This is a genomic window from Serratia sp. Ser99 (genome assembly GCF_024519545.1).
GTDB lineage: Bacteria > Pseudomonadota > Gammaproteobacteria > Enterobacterales > Enterobacteriaceae > Serratia > Serratia liquefaciens.
Genome location: NZ_JALJRT010000003.1, coordinates 267,839 through 293,404, shown reverse-complemented (window position 1 = coordinate 293,404; position 25,566 = coordinate 267,839). Strand labels below are relative to the sequence as shown.

22 protein-coding genes are annotated in these 25,566 nt (G+C 56.7%); 14 read left to right on the top strand and 8 right to left on the bottom strand.

Annotation, left to right across the window (positions count from 1 at the left end; all coding sequences use genetic code 11):
• Window positions 1–209: 209 nt before the first annotated feature.
• From ppiB to purK, 4 genes are all read left to right on the top strand, one after another.
• Complete coding sequence (gene ppiB, locus NR114_RS09050) at window positions 210–704, top strand: peptidylprolyl isomerase B (protein WP_020825563.1); 495 nt, start codon at window positions 210–212, stop codon at window positions 702–704.
• A 10-nt stretch (window positions 705–714) separates the two neighbouring features.
• Entirely contained in the window at window positions 715–1,437 is a 723-nt protein-coding gene (gene lpxH, locus NR114_RS09045) for a UDP-2,3-diacylglucosamine diphosphatase (RefSeq protein ID WP_234530495.1), read from the top strand.
• 166 nt (window positions 1,438–1,603) lie between these two features.
• On the top strand, window positions 1,604–2,128 hold the full coding sequence (purE, locus tag NR114_RS09040; protein ID WP_020825561.1) for a 5-(carboxyamino)imidazole ribonucleotide mutase: 525 nt from the start codon (window positions 1,604–1,606) through the stop codon (window positions 2,126–2,128).
• Complete coding sequence (gene purK, locus NR114_RS09035; RefSeq protein WP_234530496.1) at window positions 2,125–3,192, top strand: 5-(carboxyamino)imidazole ribonucleotide synthase; 1,068 nt, start codon at window positions 2,125–2,127, stop codon at window positions 3,190–3,192. Before purE ends, purK begins: the two co-directional genes overlap by 4 nt.
• 65 nt (window positions 3,193–3,257) lie before the next feature.
• Here purK and galE read toward each other — a convergent pair whose 3' ends face one another.
• The 4 genes from galE to ybbA all read right to left on the bottom strand — a co-directional run bounded on the left by galE (window position 3,258) and on the right by ybbA (window position 9,277).
• Entirely contained in the window at window positions 3,258–4,274 is a 1,017-nt protein-coding gene (gene galE, locus NR114_RS09030; RefSeq protein WP_234530497.1) for a UDP-glucose 4-epimerase GalE, read from the bottom strand.
• 73 nt (window positions 4,275–4,347) lie between these two features.
• Window positions 4,348–5,754, bottom strand: a complete 1,407-nt coding sequence (locus tag NR114_RS09025) for a sugar porter family MFS transporter (RefSeq protein ID WP_130016219.1) — start codon at window positions 5,752–5,754, stop codon at window positions 4,348–4,350.
• A 407-nt stretch (window positions 5,755–6,161) separates the two neighbouring features.
• Window positions 6,162–8,594, bottom strand: coding sequence for a putative ABC transporter permease subunit YbbP (gene ybbP, locus NR114_RS09020; protein WP_256814070.1), 2,433 nt, complete (start codon window positions 8,592–8,594; stop codon window positions 6,162–6,164).
• Window positions 8,591–9,277, bottom strand: a complete 687-nt coding sequence (gene ybbA / locus NR114_RS09015) for a putative ABC transporter ATP-binding protein YbbA (protein ID WP_004949414.1) — start codon at window positions 9,275–9,277, stop codon at window positions 8,591–8,593. The genes ybbP and ybbA overlap by 4 nt, the downstream gene beginning before the upstream one ends.
• Here ybbA and tesA point away from each other — a divergent pair.
• The 3 genes from tesA to NR114_RS09000 all read left to right on the top strand — a co-directional run bounded on the left by tesA (window position 9,248) and on the right by NR114_RS09000 (window position 11,621).
• Complete coding sequence (gene tesA, locus NR114_RS09010; RefSeq protein WP_234531051.1) at window positions 9,248–9,886, top strand: multifunctional acyl-CoA thioesterase I/protease I/lysophospholipase L1; 639 nt, start codon at window positions 9,248–9,250, stop codon at window positions 9,884–9,886. The two genes, ybbA and tesA, sit on opposite strands and share 30 nt — an antisense overlap.
• A 25-nt stretch (window positions 9,887–9,911) precedes the next feature.
• The gene (locus NR114_RS09005; protein ID WP_234531048.1) at window positions 9,912–10,688 is read left to right on the top strand and encodes an SDR family oxidoreductase; all 777 of its coding nucleotides are present in this window, start codon (window positions 9,912–9,914) and stop codon (window positions 10,686–10,688) included.
• Between the two features lie 78 nt (window positions 10,689–10,766).
• The gene (locus NR114_RS09000; RefSeq protein ID WP_234531049.1) at window positions 10,767–11,621 is read left to right on the top strand and encodes a co-chaperone YbbN; all 855 of its coding nucleotides are present in this window, start codon (window positions 10,767–10,769) and stop codon (window positions 11,619–11,621) included.
• Window positions 11,622–11,892: 271 nt separating this feature from the next.
• Here NR114_RS09000 and cfa read toward each other — a convergent pair whose 3' ends face one another.
• Entirely contained in the window at window positions 11,893–13,044 is a 1,152-nt protein-coding gene (gene cfa, locus NR114_RS08995; RefSeq protein ID WP_046374327.1) for a cyclopropane fatty acyl phospholipid synthase, read from the bottom strand.
• A 242-nt stretch (window positions 13,045–13,286) separates the two neighbouring features.
• On the opposite strand from cfa, the gene NR114_RS08990 reads away from it, so the two are divergent.
• On the top strand, window positions 13,287–14,192 hold the full coding sequence (locus NR114_RS08990; RefSeq protein ID WP_020825551.1) for an SPFH domain-containing protein: 906 nt from the start codon (window positions 13,287–13,289) through the stop codon (window positions 14,190–14,192).
• Between the two features lie 2 nt (window positions 14,193–14,194).
• A complete protein-coding gene (locus NR114_RS08985; protein ID WP_256814071.1) occupies window positions 14,195–14,656 on the top strand; it encodes an NfeD family protein in 462 nt (153 codons plus the stop codon).
• Here the strand turns inward: NR114_RS08985 and cueR are convergent.
• Entirely contained in the window at window positions 14,653–15,054 is a 402-nt protein-coding gene (gene cueR / locus NR114_RS08980; protein WP_020825549.1) for a Cu(I)-responsive transcriptional regulator, read from the bottom strand. The genes NR114_RS08985 and cueR overlap by 4 nt on opposite strands.
• 107 nt (window positions 15,055–15,161) lie before the next feature.
• Here cueR and copA point away from each other — a divergent pair, with 107 nt between their 5' ends.
• The 3 genes from copA (at window position 15,162) to ybaK (ending at window position 19,540) form a co-directional block, all read left to right on the top strand.
• Window positions 15,162–17,882 carry a copper-exporting P-type ATPase CopA gene (gene copA / locus NR114_RS08975; RefSeq protein WP_234528992.1) on the top strand — a complete coding sequence of 907 codons (2,721 nt, stop codon included), beginning with the start codon at window positions 15,162–15,164 and terminating at the stop codon, window positions 17,880–17,882.
• Window positions 17,883–18,031: 149 nt separating this feature from the next.
• On the top strand, window positions 18,032–18,835 hold the full coding sequence (locus NR114_RS08970) for a TraB/GumN family protein (protein ID WP_115059820.1): 804 nt from the start codon (window positions 18,032–18,034) through the stop codon (window positions 18,833–18,835).
• Window positions 18,836–19,060: 225 nt separating this feature from the next.
• Window positions 19,061–19,540, top strand: coding sequence for a Cys-tRNA(Pro)/Cys-tRNA(Cys) deacylase YbaK (ybaK, locus tag NR114_RS08965; protein WP_020825546.1), 480 nt, complete (start codon window positions 19,061–19,063; stop codon window positions 19,538–19,540).
• A 47-nt stretch (window positions 19,541–19,587) separates the two neighbouring features.
• Here ybaK and NR114_RS08960 read toward each other — a convergent pair whose 3' ends face one another.
• Together NR114_RS08960 and ushA are read right to left on the bottom strand one after the other, a co-directional pair.
• Window positions 19,588–20,328, bottom strand: a complete 741-nt coding sequence (locus NR114_RS08960) for an isoprenylcysteine carboxylmethyltransferase family protein (RefSeq protein WP_234528991.1) — start codon at window positions 20,326–20,328, stop codon at window positions 19,588–19,590.
• A 236-nt stretch (window positions 20,329–20,564) separates the two neighbouring features.
• Window positions 20,565–22,217, bottom strand: a complete 1,653-nt coding sequence (gene ushA, locus NR114_RS08955) for a bifunctional UDP-sugar hydrolase/5'-nucleotidase UshA (protein WP_020825544.1) — start codon at window positions 22,215–22,217, stop codon at window positions 20,565–20,567.
• Between the two features lie 180 nt (window positions 22,218–22,397).
• Between ushA and NR114_RS08950 the strand changes: the two genes are divergently transcribed.
• Together NR114_RS08950 and ybaL are read left to right on the top strand one after the other, a co-directional pair.
• Window positions 22,398–23,615: an MFS transporter gene (locus NR114_RS08950; RefSeq protein WP_116691045.1), complete on the top strand. Its 1,218-nt coding sequence runs from the start codon at window positions 22,398–22,400 to the stop codon at window positions 23,613–23,615.
• A gap of 247 nt (window positions 23,616–23,862) precedes the next feature.
• On the top strand, window positions 23,863–25,554 hold the full coding sequence (ybaL, locus tag NR114_RS08945) for a YbaL family putative K(+) efflux transporter (protein ID WP_041414282.1): 1,692 nt from the start codon (window positions 23,863–23,865) through the stop codon (window positions 25,552–25,554).
• Window positions 25,555–25,566 lie beyond the last annotated feature (12 nt).

Here is a 25,566-nt window from a genome sequence, read left to right as displayed (position 1 = left end):
TTAAGACTGCGCTTTGCTGAGCTCAGAGGTGGAAAACGGTGATAAATCAGCGATTGCCACATATGTTATAATATAACAAATTGCCATTTACCACAGCCTGAGCGCGGTTTAGCCGCTGCTGACTCATTACAGGAGATATGTTATAACGGCGGTCTGATAGTTCACTCGCTCCATGTGACATCTCACTTCATCTTGTTAGGACTAAAACTATGGTTACTTTCCACACTAATCACGGCGACATCGTTATCAACACCTTCGCGGACAAAGCACCGGTTACCGTTGAAAACTTCCTGAACTACTGCCGTGACGGTTTCTACAACAACACCATTTTCCACCGTGTTATCAATGGCTTCATGATTCAGGGCGGCGGTTTTGAGCCGGGTATGAGCCAGAAAGACACCAAAGCCACCATCAAGAACGAAGCCAACAACGGTCTGAAAAACACCATCGGTACCCTGGCAATGGCGCGTACCAACGATCCACACTCCGCGACCGCACAGTTCTTCATCAACGTAGCAGACAACGACTTCCTGAACTTCCGCGGCGAAAACGCCCAGGGTTGGGGCTATTGCGTGTTTGCTGAAGTGGTTGAAGGCATGGACGTGGTTAACAAGATCAAAGCCGTGAAAACTGGCCGCAGCGGCATGCACCAGGACGTACCGGTAGAAGACGTGATCGTCACCAGCGTTACCGTCAGCGAGTAATCGCAGCTGAATGAACACGCTGTTCATTGCAGATCTGCACTTAAGCGCACAGGAACCGGCAATTACTGCCGGTTTTCTGCGTTTTTTGCGGCAAGATGCCATACACGCCGAAGCCCTGTACATACTCGGCGATCTGTTCGAAGCCTGGATCGGCGATGACGATCCCGAACCGCTGCATGCTGAAATCGCTGCGGCGCTGAAAACGCTGCAACAGGCAGGTGTGCCCTGCTACTTTATCCACGGCAACCGTGATTTTCTGGTGGGCAGGCGCTTTGCCCGTGCCAGCGGCATGCAACTGCTGCCGGAAGAAAAGGTGCTGGACCTGTATGGCCGCAAAATCCTGATCCTGCACGGTGACACGCTGTGTACCGACGATCGGGCCTACCAACAGTTCCGCCGAAAAGTACACAACCCACTGATTCAAAAATTGTTCCTGGCAATGCCTTTACGCTGGCGCCTTAAGATCGCCGCTAAAATGCGTGCCCGCAGCCGGCAAAGCAACCAATACAAATCGGACGCCATCATGGACGTCAACCCGCAGGCGGTTGAGCAAACCATGCTGAACCACCAGGTTCACTGGATGATCCATGGCCACACGCATCGTCCGGCCGTGCATGAGCTGACGCTGAGCAACGGCAAAGCTCACCGTTTAGTGCTGGGTGCCTGGCATGAAGAAGGCTCGCTGATCAAAGTCAGCGCCGACGCCGTCGAACTGATCCAATTCCCTTTCTAAGCTTCTGACTTCACGCGCGGGTATAAAAATTCGCGCTTTTGACGATCAAAACCGGCGACGCAACCGTTTTCCTTGCCGTTCGCTCATGGTATGCTCTACGCCCTCATTCGGCCTCCCGCCGCAGGCAATCGGCCGTCGTTTGTACAATTACAGGAGCCTTACACCCATGGGAGCCAACGCCGCTTCAGCCACTCACGCTGAGGTTAAAATCGCAATTGTAATGGGATCGAAAAGTGACTGGGCCACCATGCAGTTTGCGGCCGAAGTCCTGACCTCACTCGACGTCCCGTTCCATGTCGAAGTCGTTTCCGCTCATCGCACGCCAGACAAGCTGTTCAGCTTTGCCGAACAGGCAAGCGCCAAGGGTATCGACGTGATCATTGCCGGTGCGGGCGGTGCTGCGCACCTGCCGGGTATGCTGGCGGCGAAAACCCTGGTGCCGGTGCTGGGTGTGCCGGTGCAAAGCGCTGCCTTGAGCGGCGTGGACAGCCTGTATTCCATCGTGCAAATGCCGCGCGGTATTCCGGTAGGCACCCTGGCGATCGGCAAGGCCGGCGCCGCCAATGCTGCACTGCTGGCAGCGCAAATTCTGGCGTTGCATGACGCTGAGTTGGCGCAACGCCTGGCCGATTGGCGTCAGGCGCAGACTGACGAGGTGCTGAATAACCCGGACCCGCGGGAGGAAGCATGAAGCCGGTTTGCGTACTGGGTAACGGTCAATTGGGGCGTATGCTGCGCCAGGCCGGTGAGCCGCTGGGGATCGCCGTCTATCCGGTTGGCCTCGACGCTGAGCCGGAAGCGGTACCTTATCAAAACAGCGTGATCACCGCCGAAATCGAGCGTTGGCCGGAAACCGCGCTGACGCGTGAGCTGGCGACCCACAACAGCTTCGTTAACCGCGATATTTTCCCCCGTCTGGCGGACCGCCTGACGCAAAAACAGTTACTCGATCAGCTCGGCCTGGCCACTGCCCCCTGGCAGTTGCTGACCGACGTCGCCGAGTGGCCGCAGGTTTTCGCGACCCTGGGCGAACTGGCTATCGTTAAACGTCGCGTCGGCGGTTACGACGGCCGGGGTCAGTGGCGCCTGCGCCCAGGTCAGGAAGCCGAATTGCCGGCCGATGCCTATGGCGAATGCATCGTCGAACAGGGAATTAACTTCTCCGGCGAGGTCTCATTGGTCGGCGCACGCGGACACGACGGTAAATCGGTGTTCTATCCGCTGACCCATAACCTGCATGAAGAAGGCATTCTGCGCACCAGCGTGGCGTTGCCGCTGCCCAATCCTGCGCTGCAACAGCAAGCTGAACAGATGCTGACGGCGATCCTTGATGAACTGAACTACGTCGGCGTCATGGCGATGGAGTGTTTTATCGTTGGCGATCGTCTGTTGATTAACGAACTGGCGCCTCGGGTACACAACAGCGGCCACTGGACGCAGAACGGCGCGTCTATCAGCCAGTTCGAACTGCACCTGCGTGCCATTCTCGCCCTGCCGCTGCCGAAGCCGGTCGTGAGCACCCCGTCGGTGATGGTCAACCTGATCGGTACCGCGGTAAATCAGCAGTGGCTGGCGTTACCGCTGGTGCATCTGCACTGGTACGAGAAAGAGGTGCGCGAGGGCCGCAAGGTTGGGCATCTCAACCTGAACGATCCCGACGCCGGTGTGTTGCAACAGGCATTGCAGGCTTTGGCGCCGCTGTTACCGGCCGAATACCAAAGCGGTTTGGCCTGGGCGCAGCAAAAGCTGGCTTAAGCGTTACGCCGCACTAAAAACAAAGGGTTCAGCAAGCTGAACCCTTTGTTACTGTCGATGAAAAACTATTGGCGGTAGCCCTGCGGGTTTTTACTTTGCCAGTTCCAGGTATCGCGCATCATCAGATCAAGGCCGCGTTGCACTTGCCAGCCCAGCTCCTGTTTCGCCAGGCTGGCATCGGCCCAGAAGGCAGGCAGATCGCCCGCACGGCGCGGTAAAATCTGGTAGGGAATGGTTACCCCCGAAGCTTTCTCAAACGCCTGCACCATTTCCAACACCGAATACCCTACCCCCGAGCCCAAATTATAGGCTTTGAAACCGACGATCTGTTTTAAGTGGTCCATCGCCGCCAGGTGGCCCTGAGCAACATCCATCACGTGAATGTAATCACGCACGCCGGTGCCATCTTTGGTCGGGTAATCGCCGCCGAACACGCTCAGGCTTTCACGCTGGCCAATAGCGACCTGCGCGATATACGGCAGCAGGTTATTGGGAATGCCGCTGGGGTCTTCACCAATCAGCCCCGACTCATGGGCGCCTACCGGGTTGAAGTAGCGTAGCGCGATAATCGAAAATGCCGGTTCGGCCTTGGCAAAATCCTGCAGGATCTGCTCCACCATCCATTTTGAGGTACCGTAAGGGCTGGTAGTGCCGCCAATCGGCATATCCTCGCGATAAGGCACCGGCGCATTTTCACCGTACACCGTGGCGGAGGAGCTAAAGATAAACCGGTGAACGCCGGCCTGACGCATCGCTTCCAGCAGGACCAACGTGCCCGTCACGTTATTTTGATAATACTCCAGGGGCTTCTGGGTCGACTCCCCTACCGCCTTCAGACCGGCGAAGTGGATCACCGAAGCAATCTGCTGCTCGTTAAAGATCCGCTGCAAGCAGCCCGCGTCCTGTATATCACCCCGATAGAACTTTGCGGCTTTGCCCGTCAGCTGCGCTACGCGCCGCAAGGACTCTTCAGACGCATTGACCAAATTGTCCAGCACCACCACATCCTCACCCCGTTCCAGCAGCGCCAATACGGTGTGCGAACCAATGTATCCGGCACCGCCGGTCACCAAAATCGCCATAATATCCTCCTGTCGTCAGCATCTGGCGTTAACGCCAGATGCCTGAACGAATATCCTATGCCCAGCCTGTCGGCTAGCGCGAACCAATGTTGCGTAACGGTTTGCCGGCCATCAGATTGCGTTCGATATGCTCCAGCGAGATATTTTTGGTTTCCGGAATCAACGCCAGCGTGATGAAGATAAATACCAGGTTAAGCGCTGCGTACACCCAGAAAGTGTGCGCGCTACCCAGCGAATTGAGCATGGTCAGGAACGTCGCCCCGACGATCATGTTGGCAATCCAGTTGGTGGCGGTAGAACAGGTTATGCCAAAATCGCGGCCTTTCAGTGGCTGGATCTCTGAACACAGCACCCAAATCAGCGGGCCGGCGCTCATGGCAAAACCGACAATAAACATCAGCAGCATGATGATGGCAAAGTATTGCTCGGCCGGCGAGGTCATGCCCACATTCATCATGGTCCCCAGCGCGCCCATGCCCACCGCCATGACGACAAAGCCCAGCGTCAGCGTCGGTTTGCGCCCCCAGCGGTCAACCAACCCGATGGCAATAAAGGTCGCCAGCACGTTAACCAGGCCGACAACCACCGTCCCCCACATCTGCTGTGCGGTACTGGCAAAGCCCGCCAGGCCAAAAATTTTCGGTGCGTAGTACATGATGACGTTCATCCCGGTGAACTGTTGCATCACCTGCAGCAGAACGCCAAGAAACACGGCGCGGCGGAAGTTTTTATTGTCTTTAAACAGCGCCCAGCCGCTCTGTTTCAGCTTAAGGCTTTCGCGAATTTCATTCAGTTCGTGCTGCGCCTGAGCGCTGGTGTCACGCAGCTTTTCCAATACCTGGCGCGCCTGCTCATGGCGATTGCGCGAAGCCAGCCAGCGCGGGCTATCCGGCAAGAAGAACACGCCGATCAACAGCAATACCGCAGGGATGGTGATCACGCCCAGCATCCAGCGCCAGGCGCCGGTATAGCTGAATGCGGTATCCGACAGGTAGGCCGCCAGAATGCCGATGGTAATCATCAACTGATACATCGAGATCATGCTGCCGCGAATTTTCTCCGGGGCAATTTCAGACAGATAAATCGGCGCGGTATAAGAAGCCACCCCCACCGCCAGCCCAAGCAGCACGCGAGAAATCAGCAAGATTTCCACGTTGGGAGCCGCGGCTGAGCACAGTGAACCAACGACAAACAACACGGCGCCAATCATCAGGCTGTATTTACGCCCGATACGGAAGTTCATCCAGCCACTGCCCACGGCGCCGACCGCCGCCCCAAACATCATTGAGCTGACCACCCACTCCTGCTGGGAGCTGGTGATGTTAAACGAGTCGGTGATAAACGGCAGAGCACCCGCAATAACCCCGATGTCCAGACCGAATAGCAGCCCAGCCAATGCGGCCAGAAAACAGACGAAAAAAGTCATCCCTGCATTGCTCTGACTCTTTTCAGCCGCCGACACTTTGACGGTAGTACTCATACAGCCTCCAAACGATAACGTGCTTAAGTTGCCCGTATGATAGGAGGCAATTCGCCAGAGAGAAGTGAGTGCGATCACATTAGTGGAAACGATTACATTTATTATTTGTTTAGATAAAAACAGAAACACAACCTTAAAACCAACACTCATCACTGATTTTAAAGGCTAAACATAAGCATTCATGCCCTAATATGGCGGTGACAGCAATATCATTTTACCTTAGCCGCTCCCAATAAATTGAGTAACTCGAAGGCAGAGTGTAACCGATTTCACGCAGGGTTCGGCCAAGAGGATGGCCGACAGATCGAGGCAGGGATTGAAAGCGGTAGTGTTAACGAGAAACGGGTCGTGCGGAGAGTAACGTCGACCGGCCCCTGAACAATGGGCCGGTCGATAACCTGAAGGAACTAGCCGTCGTAGCTGCGGAACAGCGCCTGACCACGTAGCAAACGCACGCCCAGCCAACCGCCACACAGCGACAGCAACAGCGCGCTGAGCAACGGCAGTGCCCACCACAGCAACGGTGTCGGTGCCCACGGGAAGTCAAACACCTGGCTTTGCAACAGCCACAGTGCCGCCTCGGCGCCCACCGCAGCGGCGATGCCCGCCACCAGCCCCAGCAGGGCAAATTCACACCACAGCGTACTGCGCAACAGGCGCTTGCCTGCGCCCAGCGTGCGATACACCACCAACTCCTGACGTCGCTGACGCATCCCCACCTGCACCTGGGCCATCAGCAACAGGCCGCCACACAACACCACCAGCACCACCATCACTTCCAGTGCGCGGCTGACCTGCTGCAGCACGCCGCCCACCTGTTTGAGGATCGAGCCGATATCCAGCAGGCTGAGCGTCGGGAACTGACGGTTGAGCTGGGTTAACATCTGGCCGTCCCCGTCATAGCGGAAACTGGTGAGCCAGGTTTGCGGCTGACCGTCCAGCGCACCCGGCGGGAAGATAAAGTAAAAGTTCGGCTTCAGACTTTCCCAATCCACCTGCCGCAGGCTGGTCACCTTGGCGCTGAACGACTGGGTATCGCCACTGAAGGTCAGCGTATCGCCCAGCTTGATCTTGAGCCGCCCGGCAATACCCTGATCCATCGACACTTCGCCGGTCTTAGGCGGCCAACTGCCCGCCAGCAAAGGATTGTGGGCCGGCAAATCCGCCAGCCAGGTCAGGTTCAGTTCGCGATTCACCGCTTCACCGCCCGGATCGTCCTCGTGCACCCGTTCGGTCGCCACCTGCTGGTTAATCTCAGTCAGGCGAACACGGACAATCGGATAGTAGGTCTCAGGTGCAATTTGATGCTGTTGCAGGAAAGTCTTCACCTGCGGCACCTGCGCTTCGGTCAGGTTCAACAGGAAGTAGTTTGGGCTGTCCGGCGGCAGTTGTTGTTGCCAGCGTTCGAGCAGATCGCCACGCAACACCAGCAATAACGCCAACAGCATAAACGACAGCGAAAAGGCCGCCAGTTGGCTCACCGTCACCCAAGGCTGATGCAACAGACGGTTGACCGCCAGACGCAGCGCCAGGTTTTTAAGCGTAATACGACGCAGCAGCAGCAGGCTGCCCCAACCGATAGCGCCCAACAGCAAGGCCAGCACCAGAATACCGGCCAGGATCGACCACAGCAGCGTGCTGGCGCCCATCAGCGCGGTCAGCAACGCTATCACAATCACCGCCGTCACCGGCAGGAAGTAGCGCAGCGGCCAGACGTTAGCCACCACATCGCGGCGTAGCACCCGCAGCGGCTGAGTCGCCAACAGCTGCCGGTATGGCCGCAGCCCCACCAGCAGCGAAATCATCAGCAACGCGCCGATCGCCCACAGCCACGGCCAGGTCCCGGCGGCAGGCAGCTCCCCCGGCAACACCGGAGCCAGCAGGCGGATCAACACCGCCTCAAATCCCAACCCGATAATCCCCCCGCATACCGCAGCCAGCAGGATCACCGCCAGCCACTGGCCGACAATCAGCTTACGCAACGCACTACGACCGGCACCCAGCGTTTTCAGCACCGCGATCAGATCGTAACGACTGCGGCAATAGTGGCTCATCGCCACCGCTACGGCGGCAATCGACAGCAGCAAAGTCAGCAATGCGGACAACAGCAAGAACTGCTGCGAACGCTGCAGCGATTTGCCTAATGCGCTGCCGGATTCCTGCAGTCCGAACCAGCGCTGATCCGGGCCGAGCTGCGGCGTCAGGCGATCTTCGTAACGCTGAATATCCTGCGCAGCTCCGGCAAACATATAACGGTAGGTCAGGCGACTGCCCGGCTGCACAGCCCCGGTTTTATCCACATCCGCCAGATTGATCATGATACGCGGCGCGGTCTGGAACGGGTTAAAGCCGGAATCCGGCTCCTGAATGATTTCACCGGCAATCCGCAGTTGGGTGTCGCCCACGTCCAACGTATCACCCACCTTTACGTTCAACAGCGCCAGCAAACGCGGTGCGACCAATACGCTGCCCGGCGTCAGCTTGGCATTAGCCGGACGGGTCTCCAGCTTGCCGTACAGCGGATAGGCCAGATCGGTGGCCTTCACGTCCGCCAACTGCGGCCGGTCTCCGGCGTAGGTCATGGTGGTGAACGACAGCTGCCGGCTGACCTTCAGCCCCTGCTGCTGCGCATCCAGCAGCCAGCCTTCCGGTACCGGCCGGGCGCTGCGCAGCACACGATCACCGGCGATAAAATCGCGGCTCTGTTGGCTCAGGCCCTTGTCCATACGATCGCTGATGCTGCCCAATGCCAGTACGCAGGCCATCGACAGCGTCAGCGCCAGCCAAACGATCAGCAGCGACGGCGAGCGCCACTCACGCCAGAACCAGCGCCAGATCATGCTTCCTCCCACAGCTTGCCTTCGCGCAGGCGCAGCCGCCGCTGGCAGCGCGCCGCCAGGGTTTCATCATGAGTGACCAGGATTAAGGTGGTGGAGAAATCGCGGTTGAGTGAAAACAGCAAATCGGCGATGCGCTCGCCGGTCTGGCGATCGAGATTGCCGGTCGGCTCATCGGCGAACAGCACCCGTGGCCGCCCGCTAAACGCCCGCGCCAGCGCCACCCGCTGCTGTTCGCCACCGGAGAGCTGCGCCGGCAAATGATCAAGGCGCTTGCCCAAACCCAACTGTTCCAACAGTTGCACCGCCTGCTCACGGCTCTGGCGGTCACTTTCACCACGCAGCAGCGCCGGCAACTGCACGTTTTCCAGCGCATTGAGCGTCGGCACCAGCATAAATGATTGAAATACAAAGCCGACATTTTTGGCACGCAGCGCGGCGCGGCCCTCTTCGTCCAGCGCGGTCAGCGATTCGCCCAACAAATGCACGTCCCCTTCGCTGCCGTCATCCAGCCCTGCGAGGATCCCCAGCAGCGTTGACTTGCCCGAACCGGACTCGCCAATCAGGGCAATTGTCTGCGCGGGTTTGACAACCAGCTCGACTCCGGTAAGGATGGAGAGCTGATGCTCACCCTGACCAACGTGTTTACTAAGATGATGAACTTCAAGAACGTTTTCCGCTGGCATCTTCCCTTCCTTTTGCTGTTGGGATTATTCAGTTTACGCGCTGTCGCCGCCGATACCCTGTTGATTTTAGGCGACAGTTTAAGCGCCGGTTATCGCTTGCCGGTGGCGCAGGCCTGGCCGACGCTGTTGGCCGATCAATGGCAGAAAAAGCCGGGCGATCCGCAACTGGTCAACGCCAGTATCAGCGGCGACACCGCTGCACAGGGGCTCGCCCGCCTGCCCGAATTGCTAAAACACCACCAGCCGCGCTGGGTGCTGATTGAATTGGGCGCCAACGATGGTCTGCGAGGTTTCCCGGCACAGGACCTGCAGCGCGATCTCGGCCAAATCATCACCTTGGTACAGCAGGCCGGCGCACAGCCGCTGCTGATGCAGATCCGCATCCCGCCCAACTATGGCCGCCGTTATACCGAGGCCTTCAGCGCGGTTTACCCTCAGTTGGCCAAACAGTTCAACATTCCGCTGCTGCCGTTCTATATGGAACAGGTGGTGGTAAAAGCGGAATGGATGCAGGATGACGGATTGCATCCCAATAAGGATGCCCAACCGTTTATCGCCACCTGGATGGCGGAACGTCTGGAACCTCTAGTAAAACATGAGTCTAACTAAATAGCGTTGTACACTAGGTAAAGTTATGCAAAAAGCAGTGTTGATAACCGGCTGTTCCAGCGGGATTGGATTGATTGCAGCACAGGATCTGCGTAACCGCGGCTACAGCGTGCTGGCCGCCTGCCGCAAACCGCAGGACGTGGAAAACATGCGCCAGCTTGGGCTGGAAGGCATTGAGCTGGATCTGGACGACAGCGACAGCGTCGAACGTGCCGCCGCACAGGTGATCGAACTGACCGGCAATCGGCTGTACGGCCTGTTCAACAACGGCGGCTTTGGCGTTTATGGGCCGCTGAGCAGCATTTCGCGCCAGCAGTTGGAACGCCAATTCGCCACCAACCTGTTTGGCACCCATCAGTTAACCCAGTTGCTGTTGCCGGCAATGCTGCCGCACGGCGAGGGGCGCATTATTCAGACCAGTTCGGTGATGGGGCTGGTTTCCAGCGCCGGACGCGGTGCCTATGCCGCCAGCAAGTTTGCGCTGGAAGCCTGGTCCGATGCTCTGCGCATGGAGCTGCACGGTACCGGCATTCAGGTCAGCCTGATTGAACCTGGCCCCATATCTACCCACTTTACCCAGAACGTCAATCAGGCGCAGAGCGACAAACCGGTGCATAACCCCGGTATTGCCAAGCGCCTGACGCTGCCGCCGGAAGCCATTTTGCCCAAATTGCGCCACGCGCTGGAAAGTCCAAGGGCTAAACTGCGTTACCCGGTGACCCTGCTGGCGCACGCGCTCAGCGTATTGCGTCGCATCCTGCCCGGCCGCTGCCTGGACTGGCTGCTGCGCAGCAACGGTTAATTGGGTCGGCGGGGTTGAAGAACGCCACTCCGCCCCCATTTAAAAGCCAATGGCTCCGCAAGATCAGAGAGAAAATACATGCTAGCTCAAGCTGTTGTTGATATTAACGAAACTAACCTGCACCAGACGCTGGAACAGTCAATGTCCCTGCCGGTGGTGTTCTACTTCTGGTCGGATCGCAGCCAACACTGTCTGCAGCTCACCCCGATACTGGACAAACTGGCGGCGGAATATGCCGGTCAGTTCGTGCTGGCAAAAGTGGATTGCGACGCCGAACAGGCCATCGCGGCCCAGTTTGGCCTGCGTTCTTTGCCGACGGTGTACCTGTTCAAAGACGGCCAGCCGGTCGACGGATTCCAGGGCCCGCAGCCGGAAGAGATGATCCGCGAATTCCTGCAGCGTTTCCTGCCCAAAGAAGAAGATTTGAAGCTGACGCAGGCGACTGAATTGCTGGCCGAAGGCAATGCCACTGAGGCGTTACCGCTGTTGAAAGACGCTTGGCAAGCCAGCCAGCAACGCAGCGATATTGGCCTGACACTGGCAGAAACCCAGATAGCGCTGAACCGCACTGAAGATGCCGAAACCGTGCTGGCGACCATTCCGCTGCAGGATCGTGATACCCGCTATCAGGGTCTGGTGGCGCAGATTGAGCTGCTGAAGCAGGCTGCCGACACGCCGGAAATTCAACAGTTGCAACAGCAGGTGGAGCAGCAACCGGAGAACGTCGATTTAGCCGTGCAGCTGGCGCTGCAACTGCATCAGGTCGGGCGCAATGAAGAAGCGCTGGAGCTACTGATGGGGCATCTGAAGAAAGATCTCGCCGCTGCCAATGGCAACGCGCGCAAGACGCTGATGGATATTCTGGCCGCGCTGGGCACCGGCGACGCATTAGCAGCTAAGTACCGCCGCCAGTTGTATTCATTACTGTATTAATACCCGTCATACTTGAAGCTGCATCTGTGTTGGCTGCGTTTGCTCACCCCAGTCACTTACTTAAGTAAGTGACTGGGGACTTACAAACTTGCCGCCGTGATGCAACTCCAATTATTTAGGGTATGGCCTTAGTTATTTGGGACAGATCCCCAATGGATTTCCCGCCACATCTAGGCGGCAAACGCGAGAAGCCCTGGGAGCTTAGATAACTAAGTGACCAGGGCTCGAGCGTGCAGCCAACAACGATGTGGCTGGAAAGACGAAGGGGATATCAGCGGTAAACACGAACCCCACCGTCCACCCCCTTCGGGCTGAACAACACCTGCCATAGCTGAATATCCCGTGCACGGAACGCGCCGGCGCAGGCATTCAGGTAATAGGTGAACATCCGCTCGAACCGCTCGGAATACTCTTCGGCCAGCTGCGGCCACGCCCGTTTGAAATTCTCATACCAGGCCATCAGCGTTCGATCGTAATCGGCGCCGATATTGTGCCAATCCTCCATCACAAAACGTCCTTCGCTGGCCTCGGAAATATGCCGTACCGATGGCAGGCAGCCGTTGGGGAAAATGTATTTGTCTATCCAGGCGTCGACGTGCAAATTGGTTTGGTTAGCACCTATGGTGTGCAGCAGGAACAGCCCATCGGGCTTGAGGTTGCGCGCTGCCACGCGGAAATACGTGTCGTAGTTCTTCGGCCCCACGTGTTCGAACATGCCGACGGAGACAATGCGGTCAAACTGACGGTCAAGATCGCGATAATCCTGCAGTTGTATCTCTACGTCCAATCCCTGACAGCGTTCCTGCGCCAGCTTTTGCTGCTCGGCGGAAATCGTCACGCCATACACGGACACGCCGTAGTTTTCTGCCGCATATTGAGCCAATCCGCCCCAGCCACAGCCGATGTCCAGCAGTGACATACCGGGTTTCAGCTGCAACTTCTCGCAGATCATTTTCAACTTGGCCTGCTGCGCCTGCTCCAGCGTGTCAGCGTCTTTCCAATAGCCGCAGGAATATTGCATATAGGGATCGAGCATCGCGCGGAACAGATCGTTACCGATATCGTAATGCTCCTTACCCACCTGCCAGGCGCGTTTACGCGACTGACGGTTAAACAGCCGGGCATAGGCGATGCGCGCAATGTCGCTCAGGTTTTTAGGCAAGCGCTCATCGACGCCCGCCTGCAGAATGCGGGTAAATAGCACATCCAGTCGCTCACAGTCCCACCAGCCATCCATGTAGCTTTCGCCGAACCCGAGCGATCCCTCCTGCAAAATGCGTTTAAACAACGCCGGATTATGTACCTTGATATCGCAGGCGCGGTTGCCGTTGATGGCCACATCGGCAGAGGACAACAATTCCTCCACAATGCGATACCAACGATCTTTTTTCGGGGCGAGTTCATCAACACTGATTGAGTCCATAACAATCCTTGGCGCTAGATGTCATTTCAAAAAGCATAGTCGCAAATATAAATGACAAATATTTGAAGTGAAAAACGGCAATGCTTTTTACTCTAGCCAAGGCGGACAACGTCATGAAATGAATTAAAATTATTGGAAACATGCCAATTTGGAATGTTAATGGCACAACACCCCTGATTTATTAGTCTTTGCACGGTAGCTGGCGTAATATTCGTTTACATATGTCCGACAGGAGGTTTGCCATGTTTACCCTTATTCCCATCGTGATTGTCGTCGCGCTAATCATCGTATTTGCCGGCGTCAAAATTGTTCCGCAGGGGTTCCAATGGACGGTGGAACGCTTCGGCCGCTACACCAAAACGCTGATGCCAGGTTTAAACCTGGTGGTGCCTTTTATGGACCGCATCGGCAGAAAAATCAATATGATGGAACAAGTACTGGATATTCCATCTCAGGAAATCATCTCGCGCGATAACGCCAATGTGGCCATCGATGCGGTGTGTTTTATCCAGGTGGTGGATCCGGCCCGTGCCGCTTATGAGGTCAGCAACCTGGAACTGGCGATCGTCAACCTGACCATGACCAACTTCCGTACCGTGCTCGGCTCAATGGAGCTGGACGAAATTCTCTCGCAGCGTGACAGCATCAACAGTCGCCTGCTGCACATTGTCGATGAAGCCACCAACCCCTGGGGCATTAAAATCACCCGTATCGAGATCCGCGACGTACGTCCACCGGCAGAGTTAATCTCGGCAATGAACGCCCAGATGAAGGCCGAGCGAACCAAGCGTGCGGATATTCTGGAGGCCGAAGGCGTACGTCAGGCTGCTATCCTGCGTGCCGAAGGCGACAAACAGTCGCAAATCCTCAAGGCGGAAGGTGAGCGTCAGTCTGCGTTCCTGCAGGCGGAAGCCCGTGAACGTGCCGCGGAAGCCGAAGCCCGTGCGACTCAACTGGTTTCCGATGCTATCGCCAGCGGCAATATCCAGGCGGTGAACTACTTTGTGGCACAGAAATACACCGATGCGCTGCAGAAAATCGGCTCAGCCAACAACAGTAAAGTCATCATGATGCCGCTGGATGCCAGCAGCCTGCTCGGTTCAATTGGTGGCATTGCCGAGCTGTTGAAAGACACCAAAGGCAAATAATCATGCTCGAACAAATTGCAGCAAACCCGCACTGGTTCTGGCTCTCCCTTGGCGGGCTGCTGCTGGCGGCCGAAATGCTCGGCGCCAGCGGCTACCTGCTATGGAGCGGCGTATCCGCGGTGGTGGTCGGCGCGATCGTCTGGCTGTTGCCGCAGTTGGCCTGGGAATGGCAGGGGGTGATTTTTGCCGTGCTGACCGTGGTGGTGGCCTACCTGTGGTGGTATTGGCTGCGCCAACGTCCGGCGGCGGCCTCCAGCGGTTCGCTGGTGCTGAACCAGCGCAACCGCCAGCTGATTGGCACCCGCGCCACGCTGACGGAACCCATGCACAACGGCATGGGGCGCATTAACATCGGCGACAGCAGTTGGCGTGCGCAGGCCAGTGACGATCTGGCGGTGGGCACCGAGGTGGAAGTGATCGCCGTCGAAGGCATAACGCTGGTGATCCGCGCCGTTATTCGTTAATGGTTGTGGCAACACCCTGCCAGGTTATTAATGATCGGGCACTCTGCTCCGTCATCCCCCGGACACTGATCCGCCAGCGCCAGTAAACGCTGGCGCATCTCACCCAACTCGGCGATGTGTTTTTCAATGTCCGCCACTTTTTGCAGGGTGCGTGCTTTCACATCGGCGCTGTGACGGGCCGGATCGTTGAACAACGCCACCAGTTCGCCGCATTCGTCCAGGTTAAACCCCACCTGCCGCGCCTGACGCAGCAACGTCAGCTCCTCAATGTGCTTCGGGCTGTAGCTGCGGTAGCCGTTATCGGTGCGGATCGGCGCGGTAACCAGCCCTTTCTCTTCATAGAAGCGGATTGCCTTGCTGGTTAAACCGGTTTTTTTCGCCACGTCGCTGATATTCATTTATCCCCCTTGACCTTCCCCTTGCTGGAAGGTTTAGACTCCATTCTTAGTGAAAATAGGCTAAGCGGTCAACCTTTAAACACCGCACCTGAGCGAGGAATCGAATCATGTCACAAACCACAGTGCTGGCATTGCAGGGACTGACCTGCATGAACTGCGCGCAGCGGGTGAAAAAAGCCCTGGAAAGCCGCGAAGATGTCGAACAGGCAGAGGTCAATGTCCACTATGCCAAAGTCACTGGCGAGGCGTCTAGCGAGGCGCTGATCGACAGCGTAGTCGCTGCCGGCTATCAGGCCGCCGTGGCGCAACAGCCGGATACCGAGCTGCAGTTGAACGGTCTGAGCTGCATGCACTGCGCTGCCAGCACCCGCAAAGCGCTGGAAGCGGTGCCGGGGGTGATTGCCGCCGACGTCAGTATCGACAGCGCCAAGGTTTACGGTGAAGCCGCTCCCGAGGCGTTGATCGCCGCAGTTGAAGACGCGGGTTATCACGCCAGCCTTGCCGGAGCCGCTACCTCCCCAAAAACTGAGCCGTTGACTGAATCAGTCCCTGTATTGCCGGAAACCCAGGCAACGGCCTCGTCTCCCCTTCCGGCAACCTCTAATGGCGATGATGATGACAGCGTGCAGCTTTTGCTCAGTGGCATGAGCTGCGCCAGCTGCGTCAGTAAAGTGCAAAATGCACTACAAAGCGTATCCGGTGTAGATCAGGCGCGCGTCAATCTGGCGGAACGCAGCGCGCTGATCACCGGCAGCGCCGATCCGCAAGCGCTGGTCGCGGCGGTCGAGAAAGCCGGTTACGGCGCAGAAATGATCCAGGACGAAACCGAACGCCGCGAGCGCCAACAGCAAACTGCGCAGGCCAATATGAAGCGTTTTCGCTGGCAAGCCGCGCTTGGCCTGGCGCTGGGTATCCCCTTGATGGCCTGGGGGCTGTTTGGTGGCAGCATGTCACTGACGCCGGAAACTCAGCGTCCGTGGCTGCTGGTCGGCCTGCTCACGCTGGCGGTGATGGTGTTCGCCGGCGGGCATTTCTATCGTAATGCCTGGCGCGCGCTGATGAACGGCAGCGCCACCATGGACACCCTGGTCGCACTGGGCACCGGTGCCGCCTGGCTTTACTCAATCAGCGTCAACCTGTGGCCGGATTTCTTCCCGATGGCGGCGCGGCATCTGTACTACGAAGCCAGCGCAATGATCATCGGTCTGATAAACCTGGGCCATGCGTTGGAACAACGCGCTCGCCAACGCTCATCGCAGGCGCTGGAACGGCTGTTGGATCTGACGCCGCCGACGGCGCGCCTGGTGACCGACGATGGCGAGAAAAGCATCCCGTTGGCGCAGGTGCAGCTCGGCATGACGCTGCGGCTGACGACCGGCGATCGTATTCCGGTAGACGGTGAGATAATTCAGGGTGAAGTCTGGCTGGATGAAGCAATGCTGACCGGCGAGGCGGTGCCGCAACAAAAAAGCGTGGGTGATACCGTACATGCCGGGACGGTGGTCGATGACGGCAGTGTGCTATTCCGTGCCGGCGCTATCGGCAGCAAAACCACCCTAGCACGCATCATCAAGCTGGTGCGTCAGGCGCAGAGCAGTAAGCCTGAGATCGGTAAGCTGGCGGATCGCATTTCTGCAGTATTCGTCCCGACGGTAGTGGCTATCGCCCTGTTCAGCGCCGCAATCTGGTATTTCTTCGGCCCGCAACCGCAGCTGGTTTATACACTGGTGATTGCCACCACGGTCTTGATCATCGCCTGCCCTTGCGCACTGGGTTTGGCGACGCCGATGTCGATCATCTCCGGAGTGGGCCGCGCCGCCGAATTTGGCGTGTTGGTACGTCATGCCGATGCCTTGCAGCAGGCAAGCCAACTCGACACCCTGGTGTTTGATAAAACCGGCACCCTGACCGAAGGTCAGCCGCGGGTGGTAGAAATCCTCACGTTTAACCAGGCGAGCGAGCAGCAGGCACTGCGCTGGGCTGCCGCATTGGAACAGGGCGCCAGCCACCCGCTGGCCCGTGCCATCGTTGATCACGCCGAAGGACAAGCGCTGCCGCAGGTTAAGCAGTTCCGTACCCTGCGCGGTGCCGGCGTTAGCGGCGAAGTGGACGGCATGAAGTTGCTGCTGGGCAATGCTGCGTTATTACAACAGCATCAGGTGGCCACCACCGAGCTGGACACACAGATGCAGCAACAGGCAGAGCGCGGCATTACGCCGGTGCTGCTGGCCGTCGAGGGTAAGCCGGCCGCGCTGTTCGCCATCCGTGATCCGCTGCGCGCCGACAGCGTTGAAGCGCTACAGCGCTTGCACCGTCAGGGCTATCAGTTGGTGATGTTAACCGGCGATAACCCGGTGACCGCCAACGCCATTGCCAAAGAGGCCGGTATCGACCGGGTGATTGCCGGCGTGTTGCCGGAGGGCAAAGCCGAAGCGATCAAACAGCTGCAGGCGCAGGGTCACCGCGTAGCCATGATCGGCGACGGTATCAACGACGCGCCGGCGCTGGCGCAGGCCGATGTCGGCATTGCCATGGGAGGCGGCAGCGATATCGCCATTGAGACTGCCGCCATCACCCTGATGCGCCACAGCCTGAACGGCGTCGCCGATGCGCTTGAGCTGTCTAAAGCCACATTGCGCAATATGAAGCAGAACCTGCTGGGGGCCTTTGTTTACAACACGCTCGGCATCCCGATTGCCGCCGGGGTACTGTATCCGTTGACCGGCACCCTGCTCAGCCCGGTGGTGGCGGGCGCTGCTATGGCGCTGTCCTCCATTACCGTGGTCAGTAACGCCAACCGACTGCTGCGTTTTAAACCCAAACGCTAAATACCCAAGGGGCGCAAATAGTGCGCCCCTTTTTCTTTGGGATAATTCCTTCACTCTTCAGGCTTTCTTGTCCGGCGGATAGCGTTTAGCATGGGGAATCCTCACCTTGCCAAGCCAAGGGTGAACACGCTATTCAGGAGCCACGCTGTATGGGTCAACTGTTACGCCGAATCGCCGCCTTTCTCGGCCTGATATCCCCGATGACTTACGCCTACCCGGCGCTGGATATTCGGCTGCCCGGCGATCGTCAGTTCCATCTGGTGGGCAGCATCCATATGGGCACGGTGGATATGTCGCCGCTGCCGGCCAAGCTGGCAGCTCGCCTCAAACAGGCAGATGCCCTGATTGTTGAAGCCGACATCACCGGTTCCGCCTCGCCCTTTGACCACATCGAACAGCAACCGGAGCTTGAACAGCGGCTCTCAGAGTCAGAATTTCAGCAATTGCTGACGCTGTGCCAGGAGCTGGGTGCCGACGCCGACAGTTTTTCCACCCTGCCCGGCTGGCAGGTAGCGTTAATGATGCAAGCCCGTCAGGCTCAGCGATTGGGATTACGCGCCGAATACGGCGTGGATTATCAACTGTTGCAGGCGGCCAGAGACCAGCATAAAAAGGTGATTGAGCTGGAAGGGGCGGAACACCAGATGAGTATGCTGGAACAGTTACCGGAGGGAGGAATAGCGCTGCTGCGCGACACGCTGGAGCACTGGCACACCAACGCACGCTTGCTGCAAACCATGGTGAGTTGGTGGCTAGACGCAAAACCCAGCGGTATGCTCGAAACCCTGCCCGCCACATTCAGCGCCGATCTGTATGACGTGTTGATGCACCAACGAAATCGCGACTGGCAACAAAAGCTGGAGGCGTTACCGCCAGGAAATTACGTGGTGGCGGTAGGCGCACTGCATCTGTATGGCGAGGATAATCTGCCGGCGATGCTGCAGGCGCAGTAAAAAAGTGGCCAATATCGCTACTGGCCAGTCAAAGAGGAATTTCTTGTATTTTAGTTATACGCATAGCAACCGTGTTAACGGTTACAACAGACAGGGTAGCAACCCAGTGAACATCTTGGCAACCCGCTTTACGCGCCTGCCACTCAGGTTGCTGTTACCGTTATATTTTTGTAATTTTGTTGCATCCGTTTGCAACCTCCCGCTTAACAGGGAAGAGGAAAACACATGACGCCCGCAGTGATCCTGCTTGAGAAACAAAAAGTCGCTTTTACCCTTCATCCTTATCATCACGACAGTGCTGAAACCAACTTCGGCGATGAAGCAGTGAAAAAATTGGGGCTGGATGCAGACCGCGTTTATAAAACGTTACTGGTGGCGCTGAACGGCGACGCCAAACATCTGGCAGTGGCGGTCACGCCGGTAGCTACACAGTTGGATCTGAAAAAGGTCGCACGTGCGCTCGGCGCCAAAAAGGCAGAGATGGCCGATCCGCTACTGGCGCAGCGCGTGACGGGTTATCTGGTCGGCGGCATCAGCCCGCTGGGGCAAAAAAAGCGGCTGCCAACGGTGATCGACAGCCCGGCACAGCAGTTCGCCACCATTTATGTCTCCGGCGGTAAACGCGGGCTGGACATCGAACTGGCGGCGCAAGATCTTTGCCGGCTGTTGGCCGGCAGCTTCGCCGATATCGCCAAGCGCGACTAGTAGCCTGATGACGCGGCCGCAGTCCCAACGTCGGCCGCGGGATCTGATTACTCCGTCGGCTTATTCCGTATCCCCATTCGCGGCAACAACATGGGAACATGTCGGCAATACCGCTGATAATCCGCCCCTAAAGCTTTAAGCAGGCTACGTTCTTCAAAATAAACACCCACCAAAATATATAATGTCATACCTGAATTAAATAATAGACGCCCAGCGGTCATCTCTGGAGTGAACCAAAATGCCAGTAACATTCCCGTCATCATGGGATGCCGCGTCAACCGGTAAAATCCTCTTACCTGAAAAGGCAAATCGGTATATTGGCGTTCTCTCCATTGCAGCCAGGATTGTCGCAAGCCAAATAAGTCGGTGTGGCTGATCATGCAGGTTGACGCAAAGACCACGAGCCACCCTAGCGCACTAATACCGTTAAGCCCCCATGCGGCAACACTGTCTGGCGGTAACCGCCACAAGACGCCCGGCAGTGGTTGCCACGCAAGCGCCAGTAGCGCCAACGACGCACCGGCAATTAACACATAGGAGCTTCTTTCCAATGCCGGGGACAACGCCAAACGGGCCTTGAACCTCTCATGGGCCATAACGGAATGCACCAAGCCAAACAGCAAAAGCAAAACGATATTCACCAGCCAGGGCCATACGTCGGTATCCTCCCTAACGGCGACCATATTTCTCAGCCCCCAGCCGTTAAGTAATAAAATAAGCAAAACAAAGCCAACCAACCCTAAAAAATAGCCGACGACGCCATATAAAAGCACTGCTGTCCTGTACATTTCATTTCCTCTTCAATCACGATTATTTCGCTGATCTTTATTCCCTGGAAAAATTATGATTTAAGAAAGATAAAATCATTAACCCTAAAGGTATAGACAAAGAAAATAGAAATACAATTATGCAAGACAGGGAAAACAATATTGAAATTAATAATATTAGAATTCTTTTATACTAGAAGTGTGGTAATGCGGGGAAAATCGACGGCGGCTTTTAACCGGTAAAAGCCGCCATAATATTATTGATAAACGATCTCGCCTTTAGGCTCATAGGCCGCTGCGTCCAGCGGTGAGTGCTTCTCGATGTATTGCTTCAAGACTTCGGCATCGATAAACCCGGTGTTGACGTAGCTTGGCAGGGTATCCAGCTTCGGATAACCGTCGCCGCCCAACGCATTGAAGTTCAACGTGGCCATACGGTAGGTTTTGTCCGCCTGCAGCGGTTCCCCTTTGATCTTGACGTTGCTGACGCCCTGACCGTCCGCCGTTAGGCTAACGTTGGCAAACTGCGCATAGGCCCCGGAATCTACCTTCATGTTGGCGACTACCGCCAGGTATTTTTCCACGTCGCTGCCTTTCATCTCTACGTAGACCAGCGTATTGCCGAATGGCTGCACTTTCAGCACGTTTTTATAGGTGATATCGCCGCCTTCAATCGAGTCACGCACCCCGCCACCGCTCATCACCGCAAAGTCAGCCTCGGCACGTTCCATCTGTGCTGCCAACAAGACGCGTGACAGGTTGGTCTGTACAAAGCGCACTTTGCTGCGGTCGCCTTCCAGCTTGCCGTTGACGCTGCCAATCTTGACGTCCAACTGCGCCTTACCTTTTTCCTGGAACGGCGTCAGCAGCTTCATCATGGAAGGATCTTCTGCGATCTGTTGGGTGTAAAACACGCGCTCACTGGTGCCGTCGGCTTTCTCCACCTTCTTCTTCAGGTTGACCGGGATCAGTTGGTAATGCACCAGCTTCAGCTCACCGTTACGGAACTGGAAATCGGCGCGGCCCACGTACTTGCCCCACTCATGCGCCTGCACAATCCAGGTGCCGTTCTGACGATCCGGCGCGCACGGTGTACCCGGCACATAATCCACCTGCTTGTGGTTCTCGCCCGCCATACAGACCGGATCCTGCGAATGACCACCAACGATCATGTCCAGATAGCCGGCAGGCAGGCTGCGCGCCATCTCAACATCGCCCGGCGCGTTGGAGCCATGATTGCCGTCATCGTAATGGCCCATGTGCGTTGCGGCGATAATCACGTCCGGCTTTTCGTCCTTACGCAATTGCTCCACTACCTGTTTGGCTTCCTGTGCAGGCACACGGAACTCGATGTCGGTAAAATATTCCGGGTTGCCAATCTTGGCCGTGTCATCCGTCGTCAGGCCGATGACCGCAATCTTGATCCCCTGCTTGTCAAATAAGGCATAGGGCTTGAACAGACGCTGCTGGGTGCTTTTTTGATAAATGTTGGCCGACAGCAGAGGGAAAGTCGCCCATTTCTCCTGCTGACGCAGTACGCTGAGCGGGTTGTCGAATTCATGGTTGCCGATCGCCATTGCGTCGTAACCCACCAGATTCATGCCGCGGAAGTCCGGTTCGGCATCTTGCAGATCGGATTCCGGCACGCCGGTGTTGATATCACCGCCCGACAGCAGCAACAGGCTGCCCCCCTGCGCCGCGACTTCCTGACGGATGCTGTCTACCAAGGTTTTCTGTGCACCCAAGCCATATTCGCCATGATCGTTCTGCCAGAAATGGCCGTGGTGATCGTTGGTGTGCAAAATGGTGATGTCGTAGGTCTTATCCTTTTCCCAGGCGCTGGCGGCTCCCGACAGGAAAGTCAGGGATACGGCCAAAGCGCATGCGGTGGTTTTTAACGAAAAGCGCATGGCAGAACTCCATATGATCATTAACGGCTTTTTTGAGGTGACCGAAATTGTAACGCGAAACAAAGCCCTTTGATTTCAAATTTTTGCGATATACGTCAAATTATGTCGGATATGGCAAATATTGAACAACTTGCTAAGATATCTGCTCTGTCCTCTAAAACTTACCAGGCTAATAATAAAATGACCGACCGTAGCGATACTGCCATGCCACCGGCCAAGGGCAGCGCGGTTAAAGGGACTGCATTCTCGATTCTCGGTGCCATCAGCGTCTCTCACCTGCTTAACGACATGATTCAATCGCTGATCCTGGCGATTTACCCGATCCTGCAGGCTGACTTCAGCCTGAGCTTCGTGCAGATCGGCATGATTACTCTGACCTATCAGCTCACGGCTTCCTTATTGCAACCGTTAATCGGTTACTACACGGATAAACACCCGCAGCCCTATTCGTTGCCGATCGGCATGGGCTTTACGCTGTGTGGGCTGCTGCTGCTGTCCGTCGCCAATACCTTCCCGCTGGTGCTGCTGGCGGCGGCGCTGGTCGGCACCGGTTCCTCGGTGTTCCACCCTGAGTCCTCCCGCGTTGCGCGCATGGCCTCCGGTGGCCGACATGGCCTGGCTCAATCGTTGTTCCAGGTCGGCGGTAACTTTGGCAGCTCTCTCGGCCCCCTGCTGGCCGCGCTGATTATTGCGCCTTATGGCAAAGGTAACGTGGCCTGGTTCTCACTGGCCGCGCTGTTGGCTATTGTGGTGCTGTTGCAAGTCAGCAAATGGTATCAACATCAGCACCGGGCAACAAAAGGTCAGCCAAAAGTGTCCTCAACGGTGAAACCGCTGCCAAAACGTACTGTCACCTATGCGCTGGGCATCCTGCTGGTGCTGATTTTCTCCAAATACTTCTACTTGGCCAGTATCAGCAGCTATTACACCTTTTATTTGATACATAAGTTCGGCGTTTCCGTGCAGAATGCGCAGTTTCACCTGTTTGCATTCCTGTTTGCCGTAGCAGCAGGAACCATAATTGGCGGGCCTCTCGGCGACAAGATAGGGCGTAAATATGTCATTTGGGGCTCAATACTGGGTGCTGCGCCATTTACGCTGGCTTTACCCTATGCTTCTCTCTACTGGACCGGCATTTTAACCGTCATTATCGGGGTAATTCTCGCTTCGGCATTTTCGGCCATTCTGGTTTATGCACAGGAGCTGATCCCCGGGAAAGTGGGTATGGTTTCCGGTTTATTCTTCGGTTTTGCTTTTGGTATGGGGGGATTAGGCGCAGCCGTTCTTGGTTATGTCGCAGATTTGACCAGTATCGAATTGGTCTACCAAATCTGTGCTTTCTTGCCACTGATCGGCATTATCACCGCATTACTGCCTAATATGGACCATAACTCGTAATACCCCTGATAAAACCCGGCTGAATCATTGCGCTCAGTCGGGTTATCTCCCGAACAAACCAACGTTATTTGACTTATTTAGTGTTAAATCCCCTTACTGCCCTGCCCAAAGCGGAATCCTCTGCTTTTTCGCAAAAAAGCTCAATTTAGCTAAGCAAGACGCGAACAAATGCAATAAACTAAATGTATCTTTTCGTAACTTTGTTGCGTTTCCCCTCTGCTGCCATGCATAGCTAGAAGGAGTCTGGATGCATAATTCAACACCCTTAATCACCACCATTGTCGGAGGGTTAGTACTTGCCTTCCTCCTCGGAATGCTGGCGAATCGCCTGCGCATCTCCCCGCTGGTGGGGTATCTTGCCGCAGGCGTGCTCGCCGGCCCTTTTACCCCCGGTTTTGTTGCCGACACCTCGCTGGCACCGGAACTGGCGGAAATCGGCGTGATCCTGTTGATGTTCGGTGTTGGCCTCCATTTCTCGCTTAAAGACCTCCTGGCAGTTAAACATATCGCTATTCCCGGTGCCGTGGCACAGATTGCCGTCGCCACTCTGTTGGGTATGGGGCTGTCAAAGCTGCTCGGCTGGGATTTGATTTCCGGCCTGGTGTTCGGTCTCTGTCTTTCTACCGCCAGTACCGTGGTGCTGCTGCGTGCGCTGGAAGAACGCCAACTGATCGACAGCCAGCGCGGGCAAATCGCCATTGGCTGGCTGATCGTTGAAGACCTGGCGATGGTGCTGACGCTGGTATTGCTGCCTGCGTTCGGCAACATGCTGGGCAATGACAACGCCAGCAGCGGCCAGTTGCTGACTGAGCTGGCAATCACCATTGGTAAAGTCATCGCCTTTATTGCGCTGATGATTGTGGTGGGCCGCCGGCTGGTGCCGTGGATCCTGGCGAAAACCGCCAGCACCGGCTCGCGCGAGCTGTTTACCCTCGCCGTGTTGGCACTGGCGCTCGGCATTGCCTATGGCGCGGTGAAGCTGTTCGACGTTTCCTTTGCCCTGGGAGCCTTCTTCGCCGGCATGGTGCTGAACGAGTCGGAGCTGAGCCATCGCGCGGCCCACGATACCTTACCGTTGCGCGATGCCTTCGCCGTGCTGTTCTTTGTGTCGGTCGGCATGCTATTTGATCCGATGATCCTGATCAACGAGCCGCTGGCGGTGCTGGCAACGCTGGCGATTATCGTGTTCGGGAAATCGGCGGCAGCGTTCCTGCTGGTGAAAATGTTCGGCCACTCCAAACGCACCGCGCTGACTATTTCTGCCAGCCTGGCGCAGATTGGCGAGTTCGCCTTCATTCTGGCCGGCCTTGGGATCACACTGGGCATGATGTCGGAGCACGGCCGCAATCTGGTGCTGGCCGGGGCCATCTTGTCGATTATGTTGAATCCGTTGCTGTTCACGCTGCTTGAGCGTTATCTGGCCAAAACCGAAACCATGGAAGACCAGATAATGGAAGAAGCGGTGGAAGAAGAAAAGCAGATCCCGGTAGATATGTGCAACCATGCGCTGGTGGTCGGCTATGGCCGCGTCGGCAGCCTGCTGGGGGCAAAGTTGGCCGAAGCCGGTATTCCGCTGGTGGTGATCGAGAACTCCCGCCCACGGGTGGAAGCCCTGCGTGAACAAGGCATCAAAACGGTGCTGGGCAACGCCGCCAATCCTGAAGTAATGGATCTGGCGCGACTCGACTGTGCACGCTGGCTGTTGCTGACCATTCCCAACGGTTACGAGGCCGGTGAAATCGTGGCTTCGGCACGTACCAAGCGGCCGAACATCGAGATCATCGCCCGTGCGCACTACGATGACGAAGTATCTTATATCTCCGATCGCGGGGCGAATCAGGTGGTGATGGGCGAACGAGAAATCGCCAACAGCATGCTGAATATTCTCAAACTGGATACGCTGAGCGAAGAAGAGAAGATGGGCGGTTGCCCGATCTGATAGGCGATTCGA

Bases quoted from the DNA above. Each gene is read 5' to 3' on its own strand.
- NR114_RS08950 (WP_116691045.1), top strand. From the start codon at position 22,398: ATGACCGACCGTAGCGATACTGCCATGCCACCGGCCAAGGGCAGCGCG.
- purK (WP_234530496.1), top strand. From the start codon at position 2,125: ATGAAGCCGGTTTGCGTACTGGGTAACGGTCAATTGGGGCGTATGCTG.
- tesA (WP_234531051.1), top strand. From the start codon at position 9,248: ATGAACTTCAAGAACGTTTTCCGCTGGCATCTTCCCTTCCTTTTGCTG.
- cueR (WP_020825549.1), bottom strand. From the start codon at position 15,054: ATGAATATCAGCGACGTGGCGAAAAAAACCGGTTTAACCAGCAAGGCA.
- NR114_RS08960 (WP_234528991.1), bottom strand. From the start codon at position 20,328: ATGTACAGGACAGCAGTGCTTTTATATGGCGTCGTCGGCTATTTTTTA.
- ybbP (WP_256814070.1), bottom strand. From the start codon at position 8,594: ATGATCTGGCGCTGGTTCTGGCGTGAGTGGCGCTCGCCGTCGCTGCTG.
- ybaL (WP_041414282.1), top strand. From the start codon at position 23,863: ATGCATAATTCAACACCCTTAATCACCACCATTGTCGGAGGGTTAGTA.
- copA (WP_234528992.1), top strand. From the start codon at position 15,162: ATGTCACAAACCACAGTGCTGGCATTGCAGGGACTGACCTGCATGAAC.
- ybbA (WP_004949414.1), bottom strand. From the start codon at position 9,277: ATGCCAGCGGAAAACGTTCTTGAAGTTCATCATCTTAGTAAACACGTT.
- lpxH (WP_234530495.1), top strand. From the start codon at position 715: ATGAACACGCTGTTCATTGCAGATCTGCACTTAAGCGCACAGGAACCG.
- purE (WP_020825561.1), top strand. From the start codon at position 1,604: ATGGGAGCCAACGCCGCTTCAGCCACTCACGCTGAGGTTAAAATCGCA.
- NR114_RS08990 (WP_020825551.1), top strand. From the start codon at position 13,287: ATGTTTACCCTTATTCCCATCGTGATTGTCGTCGCGCTAATCATCGTA.
- galE (WP_234530497.1), bottom strand. From the start codon at position 4,274: ATGGCGATTTTGGTGACCGGCGGTGCCGGATACATTGGTTCGCACACC.
- NR114_RS09005 (WP_234531048.1), top strand. From the start codon at position 9,912: ATGCAAAAAGCAGTGTTGATAACCGGCTGTTCCAGCGGGATTGGATTG.
- NR114_RS09025 (WP_130016219.1), bottom strand. From the start codon at position 5,754: ATGAGTACTACCGTCAAAGTGTCGGCGGCTGAAAAGAGTCAGAGCAAT.
- cfa (WP_046374327.1), bottom strand. From the start codon at position 13,044: ATGGACTCAATCAGTGTTGATGAACTCGCCCCGAAAAAAGATCGTTGG.
- NR114_RS08970 (WP_115059820.1), top strand. From the start codon at position 18,032: ATGGGTCAACTGTTACGCCGAATCGCCGCCTTTCTCGGCCTGATATCC.
- ppiB (WP_020825563.1), top strand. From the start codon at position 210: ATGGTTACTTTCCACACTAATCACGGCGACATCGTTATCAACACCTTC.
- NR114_RS08985 (WP_256814071.1), top strand. From the start codon at position 14,195: ATGCTCGAACAAATTGCAGCAAACCCGCACTGGTTCTGGCTCTCCCTT.
- ybaK (WP_020825546.1), top strand. From the start codon at position 19,061: ATGACGCCCGCAGTGATCCTGCTTGAGAAACAAAAAGTCGCTTTTACC.
- ushA (WP_020825544.1), bottom strand. From the start codon at position 22,217: ATGCGCTTTTCGTTAAAAACCACCGCATGCGCTTTGGCCGTATCCCTG.
- NR114_RS09000 (WP_234531049.1), top strand. From the start codon at position 10,767: ATGCTAGCTCAAGCTGTTGTTGATATTAACGAAACTAACCTGCACCAG.